The organism is Xenorhabdus szentirmaii DSM 16338 (assembly GCF_002632585.1).
GTDB lineage: Bacteria > Pseudomonadota > Gammaproteobacteria > Enterobacterales > Enterobacteriaceae > Xenorhabdus > Xenorhabdus szentirmaii.
Map to the genome: position 1 here is coordinate 1862833 of NZ_NIBV01000001.1, position 26192 is coordinate 1889024.

Genomic DNA, 26192 nt, shown 5'->3' on the forward strand with positions numbered 1-26192 from the left:
GACCTTGTTTACTTTTAATGACTAAAGTTAGCTATCAAATTATGATTTGGATTAAATAATAATTATTTGCATCGACATGTCAATAAAAAACATCCGATATAAAAACTAACCTTAAGTTATAATTACAATTTAATTTAAATGATTAATTAATTATTTTATTAAATATTTTTTTACCTTGAAATTACTAGATAGATACCGATTTTGTTCTGATTTTTTAATTATTTTATAAAAATGATCCATGGCGGTATAATTAATTATTTTATAAAAATGATCCATGGCGGTATAATTAATAATTTTATTAAAAATAAGTAAAATTATTTTTTATAAAATAATTGCTAATTGTTAGCTGTTGTTTTGAGATAAACGGTGTTCTTGTTCAAAGACACCGTTTGCAAAAAATAAGAGAATAATGATTAACATTCCGGAAAATATCAGGAAAAGAGTGATTCCATTACATTACAGATGGTGCCGGTTGCTTGATAAGGCGACACAATAGGGGTGTCACCCTCCTTAATCCTTTCGAATGACACGTGTTGTTATCTTCGGGGCAAAGTCAGGATGTTGAATGTGTTGATCTCCACTCCTCCCCTCTCCTCATTGACGCCCCAGATCCAACCCGTCTTTTACTGTAGGTGGTGAATTCTGATATGCTTTGCAAATTATTTTGTTGTGTGTGCGTCTTTGTGTGGTGAAGGGTATATCAATCGGTGTATCGCTTTTTGTAAAATGCCACATGATCCTGTTTAAATTTTTTAAAAACATAGAGTTATGAGTCAATTAAAACATATCGTGGAAGTGATGATCTCTGAAGAGGAGATTAAACAACGTGTTGCTGAACTGGGAAAACAGATCACCGAACATTATCGCAATAGTGATCGTGAGCTGGTACTGGTGGGGCTGTTGAGAGGATCATTTATTTTTATGGCAGATTTATGCCGTGAAGTGAAAGTGCCTCATGAAGTGGATTTTATGACTGCTTCCAGCTATGGCAATGAAATGAGCTCTACCCGTGATGTTAAAATTCTCAAGGATCTTGATGAAGACATTCGCGGTAAAGATGTATTGCTCGTTGAGGATATTATCGATTCAGGCAACACATTGAATAAAATCCGTGAGCTTTTGGGATTGCGTGAGCCGAATTCCCTGGCAATTTGTACCTTGCTGAATAAACCCTCCCGTCGTGAAGTTGATGTTCCTGTTGAATGGATTGGCTATTCGATTGAAGATAAATTTGTGGTCGGTTATGGCATTGACTACGCGCAGCATTACCGCCATCTGCCTTACATTGGGCATGTTACTTTGCTGGAAGATTGATTTTTGTTACAAACAGAAATGATGTGTGAGCAGTGAGCAAATGGCAGCAAAGAAGCTGCCATTTGTTTTTTATACCGGCTGTCTTCCAAAGTGCCGCTTTGTTGGCTGCACCTTGAAATCCATTGGGCATGAGTCTGTCTGTTATTTGATTTGAGACAACTTAGAAATAGCCTGCCGATAATTCAGTTCCAGTTTTTCGCGACTGTCAGCCGTGATATCCAGATCATGGAGTTCACCGTCTTTCAGGCCATAGACCCAGCCGTGGATCATGACCTTTTGACCACGTTTCCACGCAGACTGCATGATGGTTGAATGGCCGAGGTTATAAACTTGTTCGACGACATTCAATTCACACAGGCGATTCAGGCGTTCATTGGGAGAGAGTTCACCAAGCATAGAACTGTGCTTGTACCACAAATCCCGGATGTGAAGCAGCCAGTTATTGATTAAACCCAATTCGGTGCCATTTACAGCCGCTTCAATACCACCGCAGCCATAGTGACCACAAATGATGATATGCTCAACTTGCAAAACATCCACCGCATACTGTACAACTGATAAGCAGTTTAAATCGGTATGGATGACAAGATTAGCCACATTTCTGTGAACAAAAAGATCGCCCGGAGCAGCGTCAATCAGTTTTTCGGCAGGAACCCGGCTGTCAGAGCAGCCTATCCACAGGAAATGAGGCTTTTGTGCTTTTGATAACTCATTGAAGAAAAGCGGGTTTTCTTCATTTACGGATTTTGACCATTGTTTGTTCCTGGCAAACAGTTCTTCGATTTTTCTCATCATAACGAATAGCCTGACAACATTTTTGAGATAGAATCATATACAACATTAATTGAGAATTTAATATTTAATTTAAGAATGTTTTTTATTTGACCCCTGTCATTGCCAAGAAAAGCGGAAAAAATAATGGCATAATTTCTGCCGTGCGTTCAAAAATTGCAGAAAATAAAGGTGTTACTTACTTATGGTTTATGCATTGGAATTGACGCAGCTCACGAAAACCTATGCGGGGGGAGTGAAGGCGCTGCGCGGAATTGATTTATGTGTAGAAGTTGGTGATTTTTACGCGCTTTTAGGGCCCAATGGCGCGGGGAAATCGACAACGATTGGCATCATCAGTTCGTTGGTTAACAAAACTCACGGCACTGTTAAGGTATTCGGGTATGACATTGATACTGCTCTTACCAATGCCAAGCGACAACTGGGGCTTGTTCCACAGGAATTTAATTTCAATCAGTTTGAAACCGTGATTCAAATTGTATTGAATCAGGCCGGGTACTATGGCGTGCCGCGTCATGTTGCACTGGAGAGAGCCAAAACTTACCTTACCCAGTTGGATCTGTGGGAAAAACGCAACGAACGGGCAATTCGCCTATCGGGTGGCATGAAACGGCGCCTGATGATTGCCCGCGCCCTGATGCACCAGCCGAAGCTACTCATCCTGGATGAGCCGACTGCTGGTGTTGATATTGAACTGCGTCGTTCCATGTGGGATTTTTTAAGAGAATTGAATGCGCAGGGAACGACCATCATTTTGACAACTCACTATCTGGAAGAAGCCGAAATGCTGTGCCGGAATATCGGCATCATTCAGCATGGTGAGCTGGTTGAAAATACCAGTATGAAAGACTTACTCAGCCAGCTTGAACGTGAGACATTCGTACTCGATTTAATGCCGAAAGGGGCAATGCCCATGATTGACGGCTACGATTATCGCTTGCTCGACGCAGCAACATTGGAAGTTGATGTCAAACGTGGGCAGGGATTGAATGATATTTTCAATCAACTGACTACGCAGGGGATCCAAATCAGCAGCATGCGTAACAAAGCTAATCGTCTGGAAGAGCTGTTTGTGGGGCTGACCAATAATAACCAAGGAGACAGAGCATGATCCAATTATATTGGGTGGCGCTTAAGACTATTTGGATTAAAGAAATCACACGATTTGGCCGTATCTGGGTACAGACATTATTGCCACCCGTGATTACCATGTCTCTTTATTTTGTCATCTTCGGGAATCTGGTGGGGTCCCGAATTGGTGACATGGGGGGCGTCAGCTATATGCACTTTATTGTGCCGGGGCTGATAATGATGTCGGTTATTACGAACTCTTACTCAAATGTCTCTTCCTCTTTCTTTGGTGCCAAATTTCAGCGCAGTATCGAAGAAGTGTTGGTTGCGCCAGTACCCACCCATATCATCATTGCCGGTTTTGTGGGAGGCGGTGTAGCCCGGGGCGTCTTTGTGGGAATTTTGGTGACATTGGTATCACTTTTGTTTGTCCCATTGCAGATCCATTCATGGGGAATGGTTGTCATTACTCTGCTGGCAACATCTATGTTGTTTTCATTGGCCGGGTTGCTGAATGCTATTTTTGCAAAAACATTCGATGATATCAGCATTATTCCTACCTTCGTACTGACCCCTTTGACTTATTTGGGAGGGGTATTCTATTCCCTGACCCTGCTGCCGACTTTCTGGCAAATAGTGTCAAAACTCAATCCGATTGTTTATATGGTCAGTGGCTTCCGTTATGGTTTTCTGGGTATTTCGGATGTTTCTCTGGCAATGACACTCGGTATGCTGAGCATTTTTATTCTTGGATTTTATTGGCTGTCCTGGTATTTAATTGAATCAGGGCGGGGGCTGAGAACTTAATTTTTAAGATGATAATGCTCCGCCACCGATAATGGTGGGGCATTAATCAGGTATTTGATATTTCTGTACGAAGAAAGAATTTAATGGAAATAGCCGGAATATTACACACTATGGCATCACTATCGCAATGCAATAGGTAAAAAACAGTATGAGTCAGATAATAATAATTACGTGGCCTTTATTTGCTTTGATCTTACTGGGATTTATTTTAAAACGAAAAAATTTTTTCCCTGCCGGTTTTTGGTCTGGTGCTGAAAAAATCAATTATTTCTTCCTATTCCCTGCGCTATTAATCAATGGAGCGGCAACGGCACCATTAGATAACCCACAATTATTGACTTTATCTTCAAGTGTATTGGTTATTCTCGGCATCGCCAGTGTTTTACTTATCCTCTTAAGGTTTTTATTAAAATGGCCACCCCGTCGTTTTGGGGTTTATGTACAAGGCACGCTACGTTTTAATACCTATCTGGGGCTTGCGATCACAACCAGTATATTTGGTAGTCATGGTGTTACCATTGCTATATTGATTATTGCTATTTTAGTTCCGATGTGTAACGTTATTTCTGTTTTGTCCCTGGTATCAGACAGAAATAATTTTTCTTTTAAAAGCTTATTGCTAACCTTAATTAAAAATCCATTGATTATCGCTTGTTTTATCGGTATTTCCGTCAATCTTACCCATATTGGTTTGCCTTTTGGCTCAGCACAGTTCTTCAAACATTTATCAAGCGCGAGTCTGCCACTGGGCTTGATTTGCATTGGTGCGTCTTTGCAGATGTCTACCTTAAGAATGGAAAAAAAAGCCATATTGGTAAATTGTGCGGGGCGATTGTTCTTGATGCCATTACTGGCTTTTTCTATTGCCGTTTTATTTGGGCTAGAAACATTAGAAGCCAGTTTACTGGCGCTCTTTTTTGCAATACCGACGGCACCTACAGCTTATATTTTGACGCGTCAGCTCAATGGCGACAGCCAATTAATGGCCGGCATCATTACGTTCCAAACCGTGATCTCAACGATAACCTTGCCGGTTATATTGTTGATTGCCACCAGTTAGGTTGAAATATAATAGGGGAAAGATAAAGTGTGCCGGGTAAGAGGGTAATAATATTCAGGTATTGCTCATGAGGGATATGTGTCGACTTGGTATTTTCCACACACATATCCCTGTTTGAAATCAGCCGATTAAGTTGACTTGCTGATTATCGATAAGACGTGTTTGTCCTAACCATGCTGCCATCAAGATCACGGCTTTCGTGCTGTGCTCTGTTAATGATGACAAATTTTCCGCATCGCGAATAAACAGTTCATCAGGCATGAAGCCTGCTTCCCGCAATTGTGAAGAGGACGATTCAATCAATTTTTCGATATCACGTTCACCCTCTTTGAGTGCTTCAGCGATATGTTGCATGATCTTATACAATGAAGGGGCAATTTTTTTCTCTTCAGCCGAAAGAAGATTGTTGCGGGAGCTGAGCGCCAATCCATTTTTATCCCGAACGGTGGGGACGGGGACGACGGTAATGTCGTAAGCCATCTCTTCCACCATTTTTCGGATAATCTGCAATTGCTGAAAGTCCTTTTCACCGAAATAGACTAAATCCGGTTGGATCAGGTTGAATAGTTTACTGACAACCGTCGTGACGCCCCGGAAATGGCCCGGACGGTTGGCGCCCTCAGCGATATGGGAGAGTGCGGGAACTTCGACAAAAGTTTGGTTGCCGTTTAAGCCATTCGGATACATTTCACCCGCGTTGGGAGCGAAAACCAGGTCAACTTTGCGGCGACTCAGTTTTTCACAATCTTCCTGTAATGAATGTGGATAATTAATCAGATCATCTTCCCGATCAAATTGCATCGGATTGACAAAAATACTGACAATAACGATATCAGCCTGTGTTTTGGCTGTATCCACTAAGGTCATGTGGCCATCATGGAGATTTCCCATGGTCGGGACAAAGGCAATGCGTTTACCCTCCTGACGCCAACGGCGGATTTCACGGCGTAAAATTGGAATCGTTTCTATGATCAGCATTGCTGTACTCCTTTCATTAGCAGTCATGCTGGAAATAATCAGTTGAATGAGTGTGCTTGATCGGGATAAGCCCCACTTTCTACTTGTTCAATGTACAGACGAATGGCATCTCGTATGTTGCCGGTTTCTTTGAGGAAGTCTTTGGCAAACTTCGGGGGTTTTGCGGTGATGCCCAGTGCATCATGCATAACCAGAATTTGCCCGTCTGTCATATTGCCTGCCCCGATGCCAATGACCGGAATTTCCAGCGCATCAGTGACACGTTTCGCTAATTCGACCGGAATGCATTCCAGTACCAGTAATTGCATACCGGCTTTTTCTAATGCAATGGCGTCATTGAGTAATTTTTGGGCGGCATCGTCACTGCGCCCCTGTACCTTATAACCCCCCAAGACATTGACCGATTGTGGCGTCAGCCCCAGATGGCCGCAAACAGGGACGGCACGTTCAGTCAGCATTTTAACCGTATCACACAACCAGTCTCCACCTTCAATTTTGACCATGTTGGCGCCTGCACGCATTAATGCCGCTGCATTTTCAAAACTTTGTTCCGGTGTGGCGTAGCTCATGAAAGGCATATCTGCGACAAGAAAGGCAAGGGGAGCGCCAGTCCGAACACTGCGAGTGTGGTAAGAGATGTCTTCAACAGTCACAGGTAAGGTTGAATCATGTCCCTGCACAGTCATGCCGAGTGAATCGCCAATAAGTATAACGTTGATGCCCTGCTCAGCAAAAAGATGTGCAAAACTGGCATCATAAGCTGTGATAGTCGCGAACTTACGTTTCTCTTTTTTTAGCTGACTCAGGTTAGCCAGAGTTGTTGGTTTCATTATTATCTCCTGAATAGTTATACCCTTAGCTTCCAATTTGCTGTTTTATAAGCTGTATTTTGAAAGCCATCAGGTATAGAACCTATCTTTTGGTTTGGAGAATTTAAAATCCAGCAAGATAGGTTCTGATTATCCAGAAAGTGGCTACGGTTGTGTAAGATGTTGAATTACTTTTCCTTTATAAAACACCACGTTACAACGATAAAACTGACTGTCAAGTGTTATAACCATCCATGTAACAACAAATTGTATGATAAACATCTGTACTACAAACAGTGCTGGCTATAACCAAAATGCCAGGCCATTTTCCGGAACTTGTTTTAATCGTTCAGCCAGCACCTCACCATCGGGAAACACCAGATCCGGTGCAATTTCTGCAAGTGGATAAAGCATAAATTCTCGCTGTTTTAAACCGTAATGAGGAACCGTCAGGCGCTCGGTATTAATGACTTGATTGCCAAAAAGCATAATATCGAGATCAAGTGTTCTTGGCCCCCAGCGTTCATTTTTGCGGACACGGCCTTGTGCCAGTTCAATTGCCTGAGTGTGATCAAGCAATGCTTCGGCAGGTAATTGGGTTTCCAATGCGACGGCAAGGTTAAGGAAATCAGGTTGATCCTGTGGACCCATCGGTTTGGTCCGATAGAAAGACGAACGGGCCACAAAGAGCGTGTCCGGGATCGTTTTCAGGGCAGCAAGTGCATTCTCGACTTGCTGCAAAGGTTCAGACAGATTGCTGCCAATGGCGATATAGACCCGGGTCATGCTTAGTTGTGATCCTTGTTTTGGCGAACCCGCCCGCCACGGCGTGGCCGTGTTCTGCGGCGGACAATCTCATTGCCCAACTCTGATATCATGCCTCTTTGCTGAGTCGGCGTGGATTGTTGGAAGTCTTTCCACCAATTCACCAACTCTTTCAGTTCATGGCGTGATTCGATGCCGGCCCGTAATTCCAGTAAATCATAGGCAGCCCGGAACTTAGGATGTTCCATCAGTTTGTTTGCCCGTTTCCCCTGACGGCGTGGCAGGCGGAGCTGAAGCAACCAGATATCGCGCATTGTTGTGGTATGGCGTTTTGGAATTGCAATTGAACGGCATTGTTCATCAAGAATGTCATTCATGGCTAACGCAAAGGCATCGTAATATTGCAAACCACCTTCCTGCGACAGTTTTTGCGCATGTTCGATTAACGGGTACCACAGCATGACCGCAAACAAGAATGCCGGATTGACCCGCAGATCATTCTGCAAGCGAGAATCTGTATTTTTGAGTACCTGTGCCAGCAATTTTTCCATCGGGGAATCACCATGCTGAGTGAAACCGTTCGCAATAATAGGAAACAGTGGCTCGAACAGATGGTATTCACGCAGGAGCTTATAGGTTTTGTAACCTTGCCCGGATTGCAACAGCTTGAGGGATTCTTCAAACAGGCGGGCTGATGGAATATCATTCAGCAGGAACGCAAGGCGTGGGATCGGCTCTGCCGTGGCAGGGGCGATGGTCATGTCCAATTTGCTGGCAAAACGGATAGCACGCAGCATACGTACAGGATCTTCCCGGTAACGGGTTTCCGGATCACCAATCAGACGAATAATGCCAGCGTTCAAATCTGCCATTCCACCGACGTAATCCCGCAAAGCAAAATCTTCAATGCCATAATAGAGGCTATTTATCGTGAAATCGCGGCGAGCGGCGTCTTCTTCCACAGAGCCGAAAATATTGTCACGCAATAACATGCCACTCTGGGCTTTATGGGATTGGTTCCGGTCATGATTCCGCTCATTGCTTTCAATTTGTTCATGCGGCCCACGGAAAGTTGCAACCTCAATCACATCCGGCCCAAACATAATATGGGCCAGTCGAAAACGACGGCCGACAAGTCGGCAATTGCGGAACAGTTTGCGAACCTGTTCCGGTGTCGCATTGGTTGCTATGTCGAAATCTTTGGGTTTTTTGTGCAGCAGTAAATCACGAACTCCACCTCCGACCAAATAAGCTTCAAAGCCTGATTTATTCAGACGATACAGAACTTTCAGTGCATTATCGCTAATGTCCTTACGAGAAATAGGATGTTGTTCCCGGGGGATCACTGCAATAGGAGAGTCCGAAGGCTTTGCCTTTACGGATTTTTTCTTCATTTTGTCATTGTGAACGTGTGATGAAGATGAACGATTATCTCTGCGACGCCTGCGCAGAGAACTGCTCTCTGTGTGAGCAGAATGGTCAGGTACGGTGGCTGGCCTTTCACTGACTGTCTGTGTGTCGCGTTTTACCCTGTTGTCGCGGATCAGCAAATTACGGCAGAAAGTTGCTACTCGGTTAAAAATGGTACACCTCGATAGTGTCTAATCAATTAAAACAAAAAACAACCGCCAATCATAACTTATAGGGCATTTTTTGAGAATGCTTACTGTATCAATAGAAAGACTTTATTTAAGTTATACCCTTCGTCTTTCAAGTTGCCTCTTTGTTGGCTACGTTCATTCACCCCGGTCACATAGTTATCTATGCTCCCGGGGATTCACTCTCTTGCCGCCGCGATGCAACTTGAAATCCATTGGGTATAGTCTATTAATAACTTTTTTTGGCGGAACCGAATTTATATTCCAACCGACGATAGCCTCTTTCAGCAGTTGCTCTTTAGTCAAATCCTGCCAGCCGGCAATAGTCGGTTGATTTAAAAATGATAATGCCTCAATAAGCAATGGCCTTGGATCATCCAATGGGATCGGTTGGGCATGATTTTGCTTAGAGAGTTTATTTCCCTCTTTATTCAGCACGAGAGGTAAATGTGCATAATCTGGTATCGTGAAATTAAGGTGATGATACAGTGATAATTGACGGCCTGTCGGCTCAATTAAATCTGCTCCTCTGACAATTTCAGTGACGCCTTGGTAATTATCATCAATTACAACGACAAGATTATAGGCAAATAAACTATCTTTGCGATGAATAATGAAATCTTCTTCAGCCATTTTACCGGGGACAGCGATATTCCCTTGCAATTTATCGTAAAAACCGTAAACGGGATGAAGTTGTTTCAGCCGGATTGCGGCATTGCCTTCGGGGAGGTGCAGGTGCCGGCAATGGCCATCATAAAATCCCCCCAGTTTCTGAATGCGCTGGCGAGTACAGGTACAGCAATAGCTGTTTTCCTGTTGTTTCAATTGGTCAAGAACAGCGTGATAAGCGTCATGCCGCCTGGATTGATAGAGAACATCGTCATCCCAGCAAAGGCCATAGTGTTCAAGGGCTTTTAATATCCGGCCCGCTGCTCCGGGAACTTCTCTCGGAGGATCAATATCATCAATGCGCATCAGCCATTTCCCATGCTGGGCACGGGCTTGCAAGTAGCTGCCCAATGCTGTGACCAAGGAACCGAAATGGAGATCGCCGGAAGGTGATGGAGCGAAGCGCCCGATATATGATGGGAAATATTCAGATTGAGTCATGTTGGAGTCAATATAGGGTGATACGGCGCTGAATAGCGCCGTACTTAACCCATGTACTTATTATGTACCTGTGTACTGATGTACCTGTCATGTATCTGAATAGCCTATGTCCTTGCCATGTACTTATATGCACGTGCCAAGTACTTATCCAGCCACTTATTATTCAGGTACTTATACAGTTAGCCTGCCATTTGCTTTTCGCGAATTTCAGCCAACGTTTTACAGTCAATACATAAATCGGCTGTAGGACGAGCTTCTAAACGGCGGATGCCGATTTCAACCCCACAGGATTCACAATAGCCAAAGTCGTCCTCTTCGACTTTTTTCAGCGTTTTCTCGATCTTTTTAATCAATTTACGCTCACGATCCCGATTACGTAATTCAAGACTGAACTCTTCTTCTTGCGCCGCACGGTCAACCGGATCAGGGAAGTTCGCTGCCTCATCTTGCATATGAGATACAGTACGGTCTACTTCATCCCTGAGTTGATTGCGCCATGCTTCCAGAATCAGCTTGAAATGCTCTAACTGGGCATCGTTCATGTATTCTTCGCCTGCCTTTTCCTGGTAAGGTTCTACCCCAGCGATGGCGAGAATGCTCAAGGACGAGGTTTTACGTTTTTGCCCTTCTTGCATAATGCTTCTCCTTACACACGCACTATCAAATGAGCCCCCAACAGTAGGGGGAAAAAAATAGGCCGCTATAAATAGCAGATGACTGCGAGGTTGGCAATTGTTCCTGTCATTAGTTTTGCAATGGTGTGAAGACAGCCGTGTTTACTGTCTAAATATATTGCTAAACCGGCCTCACAATTATGTTCTGTTTATAAATTATCCTATTGATAGAAAAGGTAATTTTTCACCCAGAAACATCCCGTCTTCTGTTATATCAGCCAGATAACAAATTACTTCGACTCCTGATTTAGCTGCTTGTTCCAAAAGAAAAGCATAATCATGGTCAATATGTTTTGCTGCCGCAACCTGATTGATTCCCGAGTGTAAAACAGCAAAGAACAAGACAGCACGCTGACCTTGTTGTGCTATCAATGATAGCTCACGTAAATGTTTTTGCCCGCGAATTGTGACAGCATCGGGAAAATAACCATAATTACCTTGTAGCAAGGTGACTGACTTGACTTCAATATAACAGTTAACTTTTTGTTTTGACTCTAATAATAAATCTATCCTGCTTTTCTCTTTTCCATAGCTAACCTCACGCTTTATCTGTTCATAATCAGATAATTCTGAAATAACTTTTTTTGCGATGGCTTCATGAACTAAATCGTTCGCCCTGAGGGTATTAACGCAAATCCAGTGCCCGTGTTGAGTGTGTGTCAGTTCCCAACTATTGGGGTATTTGCGTTTGGGATTGTCCGATGTAGAGTACCAGACGGTATCTCCTGGCGTAGCACAGCCCGTCATTGCGCCGGTATTGGCACAATGTATGGTGAGTGTTTCTCCTTCCGGGGTCAGAACATCAGCCAGAAAGCGTTTATAACGACGGATTAATGTGGCAGGTTTCAGGGGAGATGCAAATTGCATAAATTTTCCTTTATTTCAATATCATTGGTAAAAACCACCGTCTTTAGACGGTGACTTTGACTTTAATTTTTTGACCTATGCGCGTTTACGAGGTGCGTGGTTCGACGACTTTCAGTCGTCGGCACCGAAGTGCGCTAACCCACCTACTTCAGTAGGTGGTAGTTAAGTTGGGGTGTCGCGCAATCCCGTCCGCTGGGACGGGAAGGAGATCAAAACCAGTGATTGGCAATCCTGAGGGAACGACAACCTCTTATTGACCTACTTTCAATGACCTGAAAGTTGAAATGATCTGAAAGTCGATGAAACGAAATCAAAGATGCCAATGCTACAATGGCACACATTGAAAGTTAATCCATATGGTGAACCTTTGTTATTACCCATTTATGATGTGGTGGAATCTGTCATTGCGGCGTTGAAAACGTCACGTCAGGTATTGCTGCATGCGCCGACAGGGGCGGGAAAATCAACCGGATTGCCGTTGGCAATTTTAGATAAGTCTCCCTTGTCTGGCCGCATCATTATGTTGGAGCCCAGGCGTCTTGCTGCGCGCAGTGTCGCTGAGCGTCTCGCTGAGCAACTGAATGAGCCGGTTGGCGTGACTGTGGGTTATCGGATGCGGGCGGAAACGAAAGTCAGTGCTTCCACACGCCTTGAAGTTGTGACCGAGGGGGTTTTGGCTCGGATGCTTCAGCAAGATCCGGAATTAAACGGTGTTTCCCTCGTCATCCTTGATGAATTCCATGAACGCAGTTTGCAGGCGGATCTTGCACTGGCGCTGTTGCTGGATGTACAGGAAGGATTACGTGACGATTTGCGGGTATTGGTGATGTCGGCAACGTTGGATAATCAGCGCCTTTCTTCGTTATTGCCGGATGCCCCCGTCATTGTTTCAGAAGGGCGCAGTTATCCGGTGGCGAGATCTTATCACCCGCTTCCTGCTCACCAGCCTTTTGAGCAATCAGTCGGATCGGCGGTATTGCGTTTATTGCAGCAAGACACGGGGTCATTACTGCTGTTTCTGCCCGGAGTCAGTGAGATTCAGCGTGTTCTGGCGCAGCTGGAAGGCAAGGTGAATGAAGATACGCTATTGTGCCCGCTGTATGGTGCGTTATCCCTGTCAGATCAACGCAGGGCAATTGCGCCTGCGCCAACCGGTATGCGTAAAGTCGTTTTGGCCACCAATATTGCAGAAACCAGTCTGACCATTGAGGGCATCCGGCTGGTTGTGGACAGCGGGCTTGAACGAACCAGCCGGTTTGAACCCAAAAGCGGGCTGACACGCTTGATAACACAGCGTATCAGTCAGGCGTCAATGGTTCAGCGCGCAGGGCGTGCCGGGCGATTGGAGGCCGGGGTTTGCTGGCATCTTTTCAGTCAGGAGCAAGCAGAAAGAGCCCCGGAACACAGTGAACCGGAAATCCTGCATTCAGATTTAAGCAGCCTGTTGCTTTCTTTATTGCAATGGGGATGCCGTGACAGCAATCAGCTCCATTGGCTCGACAACCCGCCACAACCGGCACTGGCGGTTGCAGGCGCGTTATTGCAGCGATTGGGGGCTTTGGATGACAAACAACAACTAACCGCTCGTGGCTGGCAAATGGCAGGATCTGGCAGTGAACCACGCTTGGCCGCAATATTATGCTCAGGGAAAATATTGCATGCAGGTAAAGTGCCTTGTTCAGCACCCGGACAACGTCATGTGGCCTTGGCTGCCGCGGCCAAACTGGTGGCTATTTTGGAAGATCCCCCGCGTCGCGGGCATACAGACCTCATTGACTGGATAGCGTCGAATCAGCGCCATTGGCAGCAACGGACAAGTCAACTTATCAGAAGCCTTGTTGGTCAGCATGAACAGCGGGAGATTGGCAACGCTCTTGAGAATGTCAGCCCTGATCTTATTGCAGAATTACTGGTACAGGGTTTTCCTGATCGGATCGCTAAAAATCGTGATAATCAGGGGCGTTTCCAGTTAACCAATGGATCAGGTGTTGCTCTGGAGCGCGAAGATCCGCTCTCCGGCGAGTCCTGGTTGGTTATTCCATCATTGCAACTTCCGTCATTGCAGCAAGGCAACAGCAACCCGGATGCGCGGGGATTGCTGGCCTGTTCATTGAACATCGAACAGATTATACGGCAACATCCGCTTTTGTTTACTGAACATGCAGCTGTGGAATGGGATGATTGCAAAGGGTCATTGCGGGCATGGAAACGCTTGCAGTGCGGGCGTTTGATTGTCAGGGCCCAACCTCTGAGCAAGCCTTCCGAATCGGAATTGCACGAAGCATTACTGAACTGGGTCCGGCAGGAAGGAGTATCTGTACTGAATTGGTCGCCGGATGCAGTGCAGTTGCGCATTCGCCTGCAAAGGGCAACAGAATGGTTACCGGAAGTGGCATGGCCGGCAGTCGATGATGATGCATTGCTGAGTTCACTTGAACAATGGTTATTGCCTGCCTTGGGAGGTGTCAGTGATTTGAAAGGACTGCGTCAGGTTGAACTGTTCCCCTGTCTGATGGATTTGCTTGACTGGCAACAGCGGCAAATACTGGATAATGAACTGCCTACTAATTACACTGTGCCAACGGGAAGCAAAATGACTATCCGGTATTTTAACGAAAAGCCCCCCGTTTTGTCCGTGAGGATGCAGGAAATGTACGGGGAGCAGCAAAATCCGGTATTGGCGAAAGGGCGGGTTCCGCTTGTCATTGAATTACTGTCACCCGCCCATCGCCCCTTGCAGATTACGCAAGATCTTGCTGCCTTCTGGCGTGGTGCTTACCGGGATGTGCAAAAAGAGATGAAAGGGCGTTACCCCAAACACTTATGGCCGGATGATCCTGCCAACACCGCACCAACACGACGTGTGAAAAAATACATGTAACCGTTAACAAAGAACGCGATCGGCGGGATAACTATGATGATTATGAAGATGATGATTTTGACGACGACGAGGATGGAATCATGACGAACAAAAGGAAGAATGTCCGCCCACAGAAAAACCAGCCCGCTAAAAAGAAGGGAAAATACAGGTTTTTTTGGTTAATGCTGAAAATCTTTATTGTATTGTCGGTACTGTTTGCGGCATATGTTCTGTATCTGGATAACAAAGTACGCGAGCGTATGGATGGTCAGGTCTGGAAATTGCCCGCGGCCGTTTACGGCAGGATGGTCAATCTTGAACCGGGCATGAACTACAACAAAAACGAAATGATCAGTTTGCTGGAGGGCATGCAATACCATCAGGTGACCAAAATCAACCGGCCCGGTGAATTCGTGGCCAAGGGAAACAGCATTGAGATATTGCGTCGTCACTTTGATTTTCCTGATGGCCCGGAAGGGCAGATCCTGGCCCGTTTGGTTTTTGAAAATAACCATATCCGCAGTATCGAAAACATGGAGAACCATCGTCAGTTCGGTTTTTTCCGTCTTGATCCGAAATTGATTACGATGATTCAGTCGGCGGATGGAGAACAGCGTTTGTTTGTTCCGCTTTCGGATTTCCCAAAATCACTGACTGAGGCTCTGCTGGAAACAGAAGATCGTTATTTCTATGAGCATGATGGCGTTCGCCCGCTGTCTATTGCCCGTGCGGTTATCGCCAACCTGATGGCCGGGCGCACTATTCAGGGAGGGAGTACCCTGACGCAACAATTGGCGAAGAACCTGTTTCTTTCCAATGAAAAAACGCTGAGCCGTAAGCTGAATGAAGCCATTATGGCGTTACTGATTGATGCCCGTTATTCCAAAGAACGTATTCTTGAGTTGTACCTGAATGAAGTTTTCCTGGGGCAAAGCGGTAATGAACAAATTCATGGATTCCCGCTGGCAAGCTTGTACTATTTTGGTGTCCCGGTTGGTGAACTCACACAGGATCAGCAAGCGCTGCTGGTGGGGATGGTGAAAGGCGCGTCTTATTATAATCCGTGGCGTCATCCTAAAAACGCACTTGAACGTCGTAACGTGGTATTAAAAATTCTCCTGAGCCGAAATCTCATCAGCCAAGAAGACTATGACAAGAATGCCGCCCTCCCGCTTGGCGTGAAACACAAAAGTGAAGCGCTAAGACCACAACCCGCTTTTATGCAGTTGGTGCGTCAGGAATTGCAGGAAAAACTGGGAGAGAAAGTCAACGACTTAGCCGGTGTCAAAATCTTCACGACGTTAGATCCGGTTGCACAGAATGCAGCGGAAAAAGCCGTGGAAGAGGGAGTGGCCGAGCTGCGGAAAGGCAGAGCACGCAATCTTCCTGATCTGGAAGGTGCAATGGTGGTGGTTGACCGTTTCAGTGGCGAAGTTCGTGCGCTGGTGGGAGGGGCTCAACCCCAATATGCCGGCTTTAACCGGGCATTAAACGCCCGCCGTTTGATTGGCTCTCTGTCTAAACCGGTGACTTATCTGACCGCATTGAGTCAACCGGACAAATATCGGTTGAATACATGGTTGGCGGATGAACCCATTTCTATTCCGCTAGGCGGGGGGAAAACGTGGGAGCCGAGGAACTTTAGCCGTACTTTTGGCGGGCCGGTTATGTTGGTTGATGCCCTGGCACGTTCGATAAACGTCTCGACAGTCAATTTAGGGATGGACATTGGACTGGATCGCATTACCAGCACTTTGGTTTCCTTGGGTATTCCGGAGAAACAGATCCAGCAAGTTCCCGCTATGCTGCTGGGTGCCATTGAGCTGACTCCCATGGAAATGGCGCAGGTATTCCAGACCATAGCCAGTGGCGGTAATCGTGCAAAACTCTCCGCAGTGCGTTCTATTCTTGCTGAAAATGGCACACTGCTTTACCAGAGCTATCCACAGGCAGAGCGCGTAGTGTCGCCCCAAGCGGCTTATCTGACGTTATACGGTATGCAGCAAGTGGTGGCCCGGGGAACAGGGAGAAAGCTGGCCGAAAAATATGGCAAATACAATTTGGCAGGTAAAACCGGAACGACCAATGATCTTCGTGACACTTGGTTTACCGGCATTGATGGTAAAGAAGTCGCAGTGGTCTGGATTGGCCGTGATAACAATAAACCGACTAATTTGGCAGGTGCGACGGGAGCATTGCCCATTTACCTGCATTATTTGAATAATGGAACGCCGTTGATGCTGAATAACCGCCCGCCTGAAGGCATTGTGGATATGTCAATCAATGGAGATGGCAGTTTCAACTGCGCGGGAGACGGGATTAGGGTATTGCCGATTTGGACACATGATTCGCAGACCTTGTGCCAGCAATCCATACAGCCACCGATTGAGGAAGATGAAGAAGAAGCCCCTGATTGGCTGCGTGAGATGTTTGAACAGTAATTACGACACTAAACTGTCATGAAATGCTACTCTCCACCGTAATCGCAATTAGGTGGGGAGTTTTTCTCCTTTATTTAACAGCAAATTATTTAGCAGAAATGGCAATGCTGTTTATTAATCATTTATGTATTAAAGTAAAGCTGATATTTAGTACATAATATATAATTGATCATGCTTTTATTGCAATGTATTCAAATTGCTTTTTATCAAGCGGCCTGTTAGTTTAATAACATATGTTTGTTTTTGATGGGATAAATTTTTAAGGAATTTTTTTTAAAAACAACACTAATAAAATGCAATAATATTATTTTTATTTGAGAGTATCATCTTGATTATTTTATTATTTACTAAAATGATGTACTGGATAACTTCAGTACATCTTGCATTCATATAATAAGTGCAACACCGTTATGAACGAAGTAAACGAGTCGGTATTCCTTTAAATAACTCATTCGGTGTTTTATAACCTCGCGTTTTTCGAGGGCGTTTATTTAATCGGTTTGCCACGAGATTTATCTCCAATTCTGAGACTTTATTAAAATCAGTCCCTTTAGGAAAATAATCTCTGATTAATCCATTGGTATTCTCATTGATCCCTCTTTCCCAAGGGGAGTAGGGATGAGCAAAGAAGATTTTGGCCTCTAAATTTTTACTCAGACGTTCATGGTCAGCAAACTCTAAACCATTATCAAGCGTGATCGTTTTAATTTTATGTTTTATCGATGATAAATGCCTTATGGCTGCTTTCACTACCGTTTTCGCCGTTTTCTTTTCCAGTTTAATTATGATGGTAAAGAGGGTTTTGCGTTCAACCAATGTCAATAAGGCACTTTTATGATCTTTTCCAACGATAGTGTCCCCTTCCCAATCACCAACACGTTGCTTTTTATCCACTATTTTTGGGCGTTCATCAATACTGATTCTGTTTTTGATTTTTCCTCTGCGTTCATAACTTCCATAACGTTTACGATACGGTTTTTTCGCTATCCTGAGATGTTGCCATAAATTCCCTCCCTGACTTTTATCTTTATCAATAAGACGGTAAACCGTTTCATGATGTAAAGAGAGGGCCTTTTCTCGATTGAGATAGCCCACCGTTTGTTCAGGGCTTAAATCTTGCCAGATTAATTCTTTGATCCACGTTATTACCTCGGATGTGACTTTGACGGCTTTTAGGGCTGAATGGCGGCGATCTAATGCCTGACACTGCGCCTGCTTAGGACAGTATTTCTGTGATGCCTGATTTCTCTTCAATTCCCGACTAATCGTTGACGGGTCACGACTGAGCGATGTTGCAATAAAACGTTGTGTAAAACCCGCTTCTTTTAAACTGAAAATCTGATATCTTTCTACTTCGGTCAGTTGTGTATAGGTCATAATGCATTTTCCTTTGGCGAGAAAGATGCCTACTATAGCAACTGACCGCCTTTCTTAGAAATTGCACTTATTAGTCGAATCCAAGGTTCATAATTTATTGGGTATGAACTTATGATTAGTGAGAAATTAATTATTTTTGTTTAACTGAAATTTAATGAAATTATTTTTTATTTTATTTTGTCATTTTTTATATTAAACCGGAAAGGGTTTGCTATGTTATTCATTGTAATGGAACTTGCTTTCAGATTGAAAAGGATAAGTGATGGGTTCAGAAAAGAGAATCATTTTAGGTGAATTATAATTAATTCGTTTGAAAGCAAAATATCAATACTGACTTGTAATGTTGCGTTTTAATATATTACCGTGGCTTTAATAACAAGTTGGTCAATAAAAAAATAGATATTAAGGATTTCATTATGCTATATGAAAAAAAAGGCTCTGGTCATCCAATTATCTTTTTGCCAGGTTTGTTTGCTGGAGGATGGATATGGGATTTAATTATTGAAAGTGTAATTGAAAGAGGATATTCAGCTATTGTCTTTAAAGAGCCTATTCCAGTGACTTTCGAAAAAAACCATAAAAAAATAATAAATGTGTTAGATCAGGTCATTGATTCATGTGATGAACAGCCTTATTTGGTCGGTAATTCTCTTGGTGCACTCATCGCCTTACATTATTCTTCATTGAATAACTCCCGGGTGAAAGGCATAGTTATGAGTGGAGCACCTGGTCAGATTGAAAATGAAGCCGGTGTTTCTTTGAGTGATCTCCGTACAGGCAATATTAAATATGCAAGCGTGTTGATGGGGAATGTTTATCTTGATAAGAGTAAAGTTCCACAACGCGGAATCGATGAGATCTCACGTATTTTTAGCGATGACGAAATATTTAAAAGTATTGTGCGTTGGTTATCATTCAGTCGGAAATATGATGTTCCCAAAATACTCAGCGAAACAACAATTCCTATTCATTTTATCTGGGGTAGGGAAGATATCATCACACCCGTTGCACCTTGGCAGGTACTTGCAAACAAATTGAGTCATGTTTCCATGTCTATTATTGATAATTGTGGGCATAGCCCAATGCTAGAATTACCACAAACGTTTGTGGAAAAACTTTTCTCTCAAATTGACTATAATTTGGTAAGTGAGAACAAATATCAATTTTCTCAGAGTGCTTAACTATGGCTTGGAAAAATCAGCTAATTAATCGTATTGCGCAATAAATTATTCGTACTGTTTTCTTTGGATTATTGATGGCCGGTATTGATATTAACGGCGTTATCTCTGTTTATTGGTATTCGCCTGAAAGCCTGTATTTCTGTTGTCTGTTTATGGCTCTGCTTGGGGTATTGGCTGTGATGTCAGCTGTTCAGGCAATACGGGGTTTGGTATGAATTTTTATCCGAATGTTATGTATAGTTTCCTGATATGAAACATGAGAGTTACCCGCTTTGATTGAATTTGCTGAATCTTAAATCAAAGCGGGTAACTCTCTTCTGTTCAAAAAGTACTGAATGAGTGACTTAAAGGAGTTATAGCTCCTCTATTTCAGGTAATGTTTCTTCGGCCGTAGCATGTGAATCTGAGCTGCATATTGCTGGGTAATCTCTATAAAACTCTGGTATGGAGTCAGCATTACCTTTAAATGCGGTGACATATATACATTTCCCATTGACATGTGTGATAAGAAAATCACCTTGGAAGAGCGCTCCACTATTATAGATCCTTGCTTTTCCAAAGAGGGGGGGATCTAAACGATCCCCATTTACTTTATGAGTATGCCCTAGGAAAACCGCCATAACATTATAATTATTAATTAAATGTATTAATTTTACCTTTTCTTCATCGCTACTGTTTTCTTCATATTTATCTGTACCATCATGGAAGTTGATAATACTTACTTTTCCATTTTTAGCCGCTTTAATTAAATCTTGTTCTAACCATTCAAGTGATGATGTCATTTTTATAGGACTTATCAACCCTATATCAAGTTTATATGTTGGATAATACTGTAGTTGGACATAATGGATGTTATGTTCATCCCAAGAGTATGCATAACTACCCGTTTTTCCAGATATATCGGCATTTATATTGTGATTAAAAAGCTCTGATTTATATTTTTGTATTTTGTCAGCCATCTGCATTAAAGAATAAGCTGCACAACCATTGTTTCCGTAGGAAATTTCACTGAATTCCCAGCAATCATTCAAGTTGTTAAAAATATCATGATTTCCTAACCCAATATAATAAGGGAAGGCTAATTTATTATATACGTCATAAAAACTATCCCAAGTACTTTTACGACCAAATTCGGTAATGTCTCCATTGATAATACCAAATTTGAAACGATACGTACTATTAGATGTGTTTATTGATCTAACGACATCATTATTTACCCTTTCCCAAGGTTTTTGGCTTTCGGGGGCATTACTATCCCACTTAAGTTTGTTTAAACGCCAAGGTTGGGGATCAGACATGATAGCAATATTATAATCATCACTTCTATCATTTCCTTTAAAAGTCAATGTTATATACCTAGCTAATTGGTAGTGGGGTGGAGTACAGTTTATTATTCCAGTCGGGTATTCATTCTTGGGAATGGTATAAATTTTTATGGTTTTTCTCTTTGATGAATTAATAAATATCTCTAAAGGTGTATTTTCGTCTTCAACCTTATAATGCAGAAAACTGTACATACCCTCTGAACCGGCACCAATACTTTCGTAACTGAAATTTACCGTCGTTTTTGCAGGAATTTCGGTGGGAGGCATTATTGTCCATGCACCAGCGGAAAGTTCTTGCTTTTTATTCTGATCTAAAAATAAATTTTTATCACTTTTGTTTATGAAAGTGACAAACTCCTTAAGATAATCAGTAGAAGGGACAGGAGAAGGGGCAGGAGCAAGACAAGGGGAAGAAAAAGACTGTTGGGATATAACACATATAAATAAAGTACAAATATTAAGAATAAATTTAATGGAGATTTTCATTTCTCATATCCTTACATTAAAGTAATTTTTCAGTATGTTTTTATTTAATTATTATTAATCTTTCATTGAATGAATATGAATGCAATGTGATAAGGTAAGTAATTATATAAAATAATTAAAAATTATTTTTTTTGAGTGTAAAAGATTTAAATTGAATGAATAAATATTTATGTATTTTACTCATTCTGCAATTATTACTGATTCTGTGGAAAATAATATTGTTATAGAAAGAGGTTTGAAGCCACATAGAACCGGCCTAAATATTTCAAAGGTTAATAATAAGGGTAGTCTATACTCTTCGTTTTTCAAGTTGCCTCTTTGTTGGCTGTACCCATTCCCCCGATCACTGTTTTTATCAATATACGGTTATCTATGCTCCTGGGGATTAATGAGAGGCTCCTGCCTCTCACCGCTTGTTGATGATGTTTTAATCGATTCGTGAGGCGTCCTCAGTGGCAATGTAGGGTTATTGATTATTGCCTTTATTCATTGTTGTCGTGAGTTTTTGGTCGCAACAATGAAAAGTATTTTTGCCGCCAGTCTGCGCCCTGTTTAGGGTTTTCCGCTGCTATTCCGGGATTGATCATCCGGAAACCTTCACGGGCAATGTTGTTTTCTTCCTTTTCTTCCCCTGCGTTTTTGATATTGATTTGATAACTATCACAACTAAGGGGGAGTTTGATTTCATAACTGTCAATGGAAGCATGATGCTCAATGGTAATATTTCCTTCTTTATCGCTAAGACCTTTCTGAATGAGTTCACCATTGGCATATAGCTCGTAAGGTTCAGTATCGCGGATAGCGGTTGGGCTGAGGGGGGAGCCGAATAACTGAAAGCGCATGGATTGTTTGGGAATGGATTGAGGAAATTCCGGATGAGTGATATCCATTGATTCTGCGCCCTGAACAGACCAATTGCTGGCTTTCACGATTTGATTGGCCGGGCTGCCATACTCAATCTCGCCATTTTTCAGGCGAATATAAGCGCTGCCACACATTAACAATAACTCGTCTTTGGCTGAAATGATCGTTTTCCCTGCATGGCTGCTCATTGTCAGGTCTTTTAAGGCTGACAGGTGCATTTCATCACCTTGTGCCTGCATTTCTATTTTGCCTTTGTTGGCAAACAGTTTCATTCCTGCTTCACGTGCAAATAGACTGATTGCTTTTCCTGCCGCTAAGGTGATGCGTTTAATGGCAGAAATATCGGTTTGGTCTGCGGTGGTAATCGCAAGGCTTTGCCCGGTATTAATCTGCATGGTTTTTGGCGTGGTCATGGCAATCCCTGCTGGTGCGCTCATCAATAGTGCGGCTTGTTTTAATTCTTCGATGGATTGGATCAATAATTGTTTCTGGTTTTTTAAATCTGCCAATTCAGCTTTGGCGATTTCGGCGGATTCACGTAAAGATCCCGTCAAGTCAAGCGCATCTTTGAGTTGCTGACAGGCTTCCCGCAGGTCAAGTTGTTCAGAAGATGCACCTGCCCGTAAATCGGTACTGATAAACAACCCTTTTCCCGCCCGGATAGCTCCCCAACTGTCTGTGCGCAGTTCAAAACCGTCTCCCCGCTTTGTATTTTGTGAATTAACCAGATGGCCTAAGTTAAGTTGGCTTTTTCCACCATATTCTGTACTGAGTTTTATGTGTTCCTGACCGCGTTTATCTTCCATGCGTAATTTATTATTGGCGGGGGTACGGATGACATTGCGGGTGTGGTTACGGGCTGTCACATGATCAACACGGTAAGAATTATGCAGCGCATGGGCAATGTAGGGCCGGTCAGGATCACCTTCATGAAAGGCAATTGCCACTTCCGTTCCCTGTATCAGCGGAAAGTGAAAGCCATAAGTATCGCCGCCATAAGGTTTGGCCAGACGTACAGGCATGCTTTCATATCCTTGCTTTTTCTTGTCATTGTCCGCATCAAATTTCACCCAATACTGGCCATTTTGATGTTGGTGGGCATAAAGATCATTGGCGATGGGGCTGGTGATGCGCGCAGTCAGTGTACCACTGATAACCGGGCGGGGTTTCAATGGCGGGCGCCAGCACAGGCTTTCACTGAAGGGAACGGCGGTGATCTTGACTTGCAGAGCTTCAGCACGGCTGCCTGTAAAACGAAGTTGGGTAAGTAAAATGGGGGATTGGAATATTTCAGGCAAAGTGGAAGGCAGGGCAGTATCTTCAACCGTCAGAACTTGTCCCGCCATCAGGGTTGGGTCCGTACTTTTGGCATGCAAAAAGGTCTGGCTTGCTAAAAAACGTTCATGATCAAGGCGCGCCCAAAAGTTAGCGGTTTCAGGTTCTGGTGAGAGTTTGTCACCCACGGTGAGATGGCGGGGTTTGTAATAGGTCACATCACCATAGGTGATATTTTCTCCATCACCCCGCGTCACATCAGCTTGTGCTGAATTCAGGATATGCTGGGCAATGCGGTAGTTGTAATCTTTGGTCTGTACGGAGTGTTCAACCACCTGATGGCGCTGGGTTAATGCCCAAATGGCATATTCGCCATGATCATTCATGCCGGATGGACTGTTGACCGGCAGCGTTTTTCCGTACTCATAACAACGTTGTTTGTCCCCAAAGTGGATGACTTCCGTTTGGCTGTCTGGTTGTAAGCGAAAAGTGTAGAAAATGCCCAGTTCAGATAACAGTCGTTCAATAAAGTCACGATCGCTTTCGTTGACCTGATTGATTTGCTCCCGTTTTGGATAAGTATTTTTGAGATTGAACTCAAATTCCCAGCCTTTGAAATTGTGCTCGCGCAGGATGCTTTCAACAATTTCTGGTACAGATTGATTTAAGAAGAAACGGTAAGAACGTTGTTGCCGGCTCAACAGGGCAAATTTAGGTTCTAAGGTGATCTGATACTGAGCTTCATCCCGGGAGCTGCCCAGCCGTTTAAAATCAGTGATAATGCCATGTACGATTTTACGTATTTGTGGCGGCGTAGTGATCCCGAACGCTTTCTCACCGAGTGTACGAAAGGTGAATGTTGCGCTGCGGCGCAAGATTTTCTGGTGTTGGATATCCTGAACAGGGCTGGTAAATGTAATGCGATATCGATAGGTGTCGCTCATCATTTCGCGACCGGTAAAACTTTCGACATCTAACATGGCTTTACAGCCTTGAATATTGAGTTGATAGCGGTTGAGGGAATGGATTGATTGCTCTGTTTTTGTAAGGGAGGTTAATATTTCGCTCATATTCCATGATTCTCTTTACGATATTCTGAACGTTATTTCTTGTTTTATTGATTCGTCATCTGTTGTAAAACCAGGCTTCCTTGATTTTCCATCACCAATAAGCTGTTTGAAAGGTGGCGTTCTGCTGCCAGAGTCAGCATGGCAGCATGACGGGCAATGCCGCCATTACCTAACAGAGAGTCGGTATCGTGGAAAGATTTTGGGGAAAACCGCATATTCATTTCACTGCTGGTTGACTGAATTTTTTCCAGAAAATGGCCGGGGAGATGGGCATGCCAAGCCGTTTCTAACTGCTCAGCCGGATTTTGCATTTCGCATTGTAGGGATAAAGCATCATGCAGTGTTTTTATGGGTGTGATGAGTGGGCGCAGTAGTTGTAATTTGGGGGTTAACCTTAGCCTGCGGCAGGTTTTTTCGGGTGCCAGTACGATTGCCACCGCCTCCTCACTGCTCTTTGGGGCGCTGAACGCATTGATGAAAATCAGGCAATAAATCTGGTCGGGGGATGAAGGTGAATCATATTGCGTTTCCATCCATTGGGTGAAATCCCCTTGTGGCAGTGGCTGAACATCGGCCAGTGGCAGTGCTTGTTTTTCTGCTGTTTTTTTCAACAATGCAGTCCACTCAAGATCTTCATTACTTGGCCTGTCTGTTTGCCAAAAAAGATGAAGAGGCGCTGAAATTGAGTGAGTTTGCCAAAATTCACCGATGGGTTTCAACAGCTCTTCCGCAAGTTTTGGCGCACGTTCCCATAAGGGCAAGCCGGATAATGACTTAAGCTTCAATGTATTATTTTTATTGGGCTTGGCGGGGCTTTGTGGTGTAGGAGGCGGATTTTCATCAGGCTGGGTTAAGCGCTGCCAGCATAATAGCCCTAAGTGCTGATTGGCCCATGTTTTCCATCCATCTTTGGCCTCTTCTACGGCTTCGTTATAGACATGGGTTTTGTATTCCTGGGCAAAATAGACCAAAAGGTGCAGAAGGACCCCCAGAATCACGATCAAGATCGTGAACCCCAATACGGGTAACAGGAACTTTCCCAATTCCTGTTTTGTGAATACCAGAGAACAGGCAAGCATGACGATAAGCATTGTCGAGGCTGCACCAGCAAACCAAAGGGTATAGGTTTTTTTCGTGAGTTTAGGGTAAGGCCGCTCTTTTAAGTGGGGAATATTCCAGTTCATCATGAATTCTCCCCTGCGCTACTGAGGGAAGCAATCAGGGTACAGCCACACTCTGTTTTAAACCCGTCCAATGCGGCAAGGCGATCACCAATATGGATACGTGTTTCCCCCGATAAGATGCGATTGACGCCGTGCCCGTCAATGGGGCAGGAAACGTTGTCACCGACCAGTGCGATAGGTTTTCCGTAAACCTGAGGGCCGGATGCTGAAATCACCTGACCACCATGGGAAGTGCCATCACCAAGCTGAATAAAAGCACGCATAACTATTCCTTATTTTTAAAT

At 43.7% G+C, this 26192-nt stretch carries 21 protein-coding genes; 8 read left to right on the forward strand and 13 right to left on the reverse strand.

Annotation, left to right across the window (positions count from 1 at the left end; all coding sequences use genetic code 11):
• Positions 1-768: 768 nt before the first annotated feature.
• The gene (gene hpt, locus Xsze_RS08480) at positions 769-1314 is read left to right on the forward strand and encodes a hypoxanthine phosphoribosyltransferase (RefSeq protein ID WP_038236161.1); all 546 of its coding nucleotides are present in this window, start codon (positions 769-771) and stop codon (positions 1312-1314) included.
• 141 nt (positions 1315-1455) lie between these two features.
• On the opposite strand, the gene can is transcribed toward hpt, so the two are convergent.
• On the reverse strand, positions 1456-2109 hold the full coding sequence (can, locus tag Xsze_RS08485) for a carbonate dehydratase (RefSeq protein WP_038236159.1): 654 nt from the start codon (positions 2107-2109) through the stop codon (positions 1456-1458).
• Positions 2110-2290: 181 nt separating this feature from the next.
• Here can and Xsze_RS08490 point away from each other — a divergent pair, with 181 nt between their 5' ends.
• From Xsze_RS08490 to Xsze_RS08500, 3 genes are all read left to right on the forward strand, one after another.
• Positions 2291-3217, forward strand: a complete 927-nt coding sequence (locus tag Xsze_RS08490) for an ABC transporter ATP-binding protein (RefSeq protein ID WP_038236157.1) — start codon at positions 2291-2293, stop codon at positions 3215-3217.
• Complete coding sequence (locus tag Xsze_RS08495) at positions 3214-3984, forward strand: ABC transporter permease (protein WP_038236155.1); 771 nt, start codon at positions 3214-3216, stop codon at positions 3982-3984. Before Xsze_RS08490 ends, Xsze_RS08495 begins: the two co-directional genes overlap by 4 nt.
• A gap of 148 nt (positions 3985-4132) precedes the next feature.
• Positions 4133-5044: an AEC family transporter gene (locus Xsze_RS08500; protein WP_038236154.1), complete on the forward strand. Its 912-nt coding sequence runs from the start codon at positions 4133-4135 to the stop codon at positions 5042-5044.
• 120 nt (positions 5045-5164) lie between these two features.
• On the opposite strand, the gene panC is transcribed toward Xsze_RS08500, so the two are convergent.
• The 7 genes from panC to sfsA form a co-directional block, all read right to left on the reverse strand.
• Positions 5165-6022 carry a pantoate--beta-alanine ligase gene (gene panC / locus Xsze_RS08505; protein ID WP_038236152.1) on the reverse strand — a complete coding sequence of 286 codons (858 nt, stop codon included), beginning with the start codon at positions 6020-6022 and terminating at the stop codon, positions 5165-5167.
• Between the two features lie 38 nt (positions 6023-6060).
• Positions 6061-6852, reverse strand: a complete 792-nt coding sequence (gene panB / locus Xsze_RS08510) for a 3-methyl-2-oxobutanoate hydroxymethyltransferase (protein WP_038236150.1) — start codon at positions 6850-6852, stop codon at positions 6061-6063.
• Between the two features lie 282 nt (positions 6853-7134).
• Positions 7135-7617 (reverse strand): 2-amino-4-hydroxy-6-hydroxymethyldihydropteridine diphosphokinase, encoded by a 483-nt coding sequence (gene folK, locus Xsze_RS08515; RefSeq protein WP_038236148.1) that lies wholly within the window; start codon positions 7615-7617, stop codon positions 7135-7137.
• Between the two features lie 2 nt (positions 7618-7619).
• Positions 7620-8990 (reverse strand): polynucleotide adenylyltransferase PcnB, encoded by a 1371-nt coding sequence (pcnB, locus tag Xsze_RS08520; RefSeq protein ID WP_244431771.1) that lies wholly within the window; start codon positions 8988-8990, stop codon positions 7620-7622.
• 363 nt (positions 8991-9353) lie between these two features.
• Positions 9354-10304, reverse strand: a complete 951-nt coding sequence (gene gluQRS / locus Xsze_RS08525) for a tRNA glutamyl-Q(34) synthetase GluQRS (RefSeq protein WP_038236144.1) — start codon at positions 10302-10304, stop codon at positions 9354-9356.
• A 179-nt stretch (positions 10305-10483) separates the two neighbouring features.
• Positions 10484-10939 (reverse strand): RNA polymerase-binding protein DksA, encoded by a 456-nt coding sequence (dksA, locus tag Xsze_RS08530; protein ID WP_038236142.1) that lies wholly within the window; start codon positions 10937-10939, stop codon positions 10484-10486.
• Positions 10940-11134: 195 nt separating this feature from the next.
• A complete protein-coding gene (gene sfsA / locus Xsze_RS08535) occupies positions 11135-11845 on the reverse strand; it encodes a DNA/RNA nuclease SfsA (RefSeq protein WP_038236140.1) in 711 nt (236 codons plus the stop codon).
• A 322-nt stretch (positions 11846-12167) separates the two neighbouring features.
• Here sfsA and hrpB point away from each other — a divergent pair, with 322 nt between their 5' ends.
• Positions 12168-14726, forward strand: coding sequence for an ATP-dependent helicase HrpB (gene hrpB / locus Xsze_RS08540; protein WP_051462339.1), 2559 nt, complete (start codon positions 12168-12170; stop codon positions 14724-14726).
• Positions 14717-17146 carry a bifunctional glycosyl transferase/transpeptidase gene (mrcB, locus tag Xsze_RS08545; RefSeq protein WP_051462331.1) on the forward strand — a complete coding sequence of 810 codons (2430 nt, stop codon included), beginning with the start codon at positions 14717-14719 and terminating at the stop codon, positions 17144-17146. The genes hrpB and mrcB overlap by 10 nt, the downstream gene beginning before the upstream one ends.
• A gap of 408 nt (positions 17147-17554) precedes the next feature.
• Here the strand turns inward: mrcB and Xsze_RS08550 are convergent, their stop codons facing one another.
• The gene (locus Xsze_RS08550; protein ID WP_099139113.1) at positions 17555-18523 is read right to left on the reverse strand and encodes an IS30 family transposase; all 969 of its coding nucleotides are present in this window, start codon (positions 18521-18523) and stop codon (positions 17555-17557) included.
• Between the two features lie 416 nt (positions 18524-18939).
• On the opposite strand from Xsze_RS08550, the gene Xsze_RS08555 reads away from it, so the two are divergent.
• Positions 18940-19704 (forward strand): alpha/beta fold hydrolase, encoded by a 765-nt coding sequence (locus Xsze_RS08555; RefSeq protein WP_038242042.1) that lies wholly within the window; start codon positions 18940-18942, stop codon positions 19702-19704.
• Positions 19705-19778: 74 nt separating this feature from the next.
• Positions 19779-19919, forward strand: coding sequence for a hypothetical protein (locus Xsze_RS22125; RefSeq protein WP_156935918.1), 141 nt, complete (start codon positions 19779-19781; stop codon positions 19917-19919).
• A 138-nt stretch (positions 19920-20057) separates the two neighbouring features.
• Here the strand turns inward: Xsze_RS22125 and Xsze_RS08560 are convergent, their stop codons facing one another.
• The 4 genes from Xsze_RS08560 to Xsze_RS08575 all read right to left on the reverse strand — a co-directional run bounded on the left by Xsze_RS08560 (position 20058) and on the right by Xsze_RS08575 (position 26171).
• Positions 20058-21515, reverse strand: a complete 1458-nt coding sequence (locus Xsze_RS08560) for a metallophosphoesterase (protein WP_051462639.1) — start codon at positions 21513-21515, stop codon at positions 20058-20060.
• A 482-nt stretch (positions 21516-21997) separates the two neighbouring features.
• Positions 21998-24724: a type VI secretion system Vgr family protein gene (locus Xsze_RS08565; RefSeq protein WP_071991847.1), complete on the reverse strand. Its 2727-nt coding sequence runs from the start codon at positions 24722-24724 to the stop codon at positions 21998-22000.
• A 44-nt stretch (positions 24725-24768) separates the two neighbouring features.
• Positions 24769-25911 (reverse strand): hypothetical protein, encoded by a 1143-nt coding sequence (locus Xsze_RS08570; RefSeq protein ID WP_038242040.1) that lies wholly within the window; start codon positions 25909-25911, stop codon positions 24769-24771.
• Entirely contained in the window at positions 25908-26171 is a 264-nt protein-coding gene (locus tag Xsze_RS08575) for a PAAR domain-containing protein (protein ID WP_038242038.1), read from the reverse strand. The genes Xsze_RS08570 and Xsze_RS08575 overlap by 4 nt, the downstream gene beginning before the upstream one ends.
• Between the last annotated feature and the right edge of the window lie 21 nt (positions 26172-26192).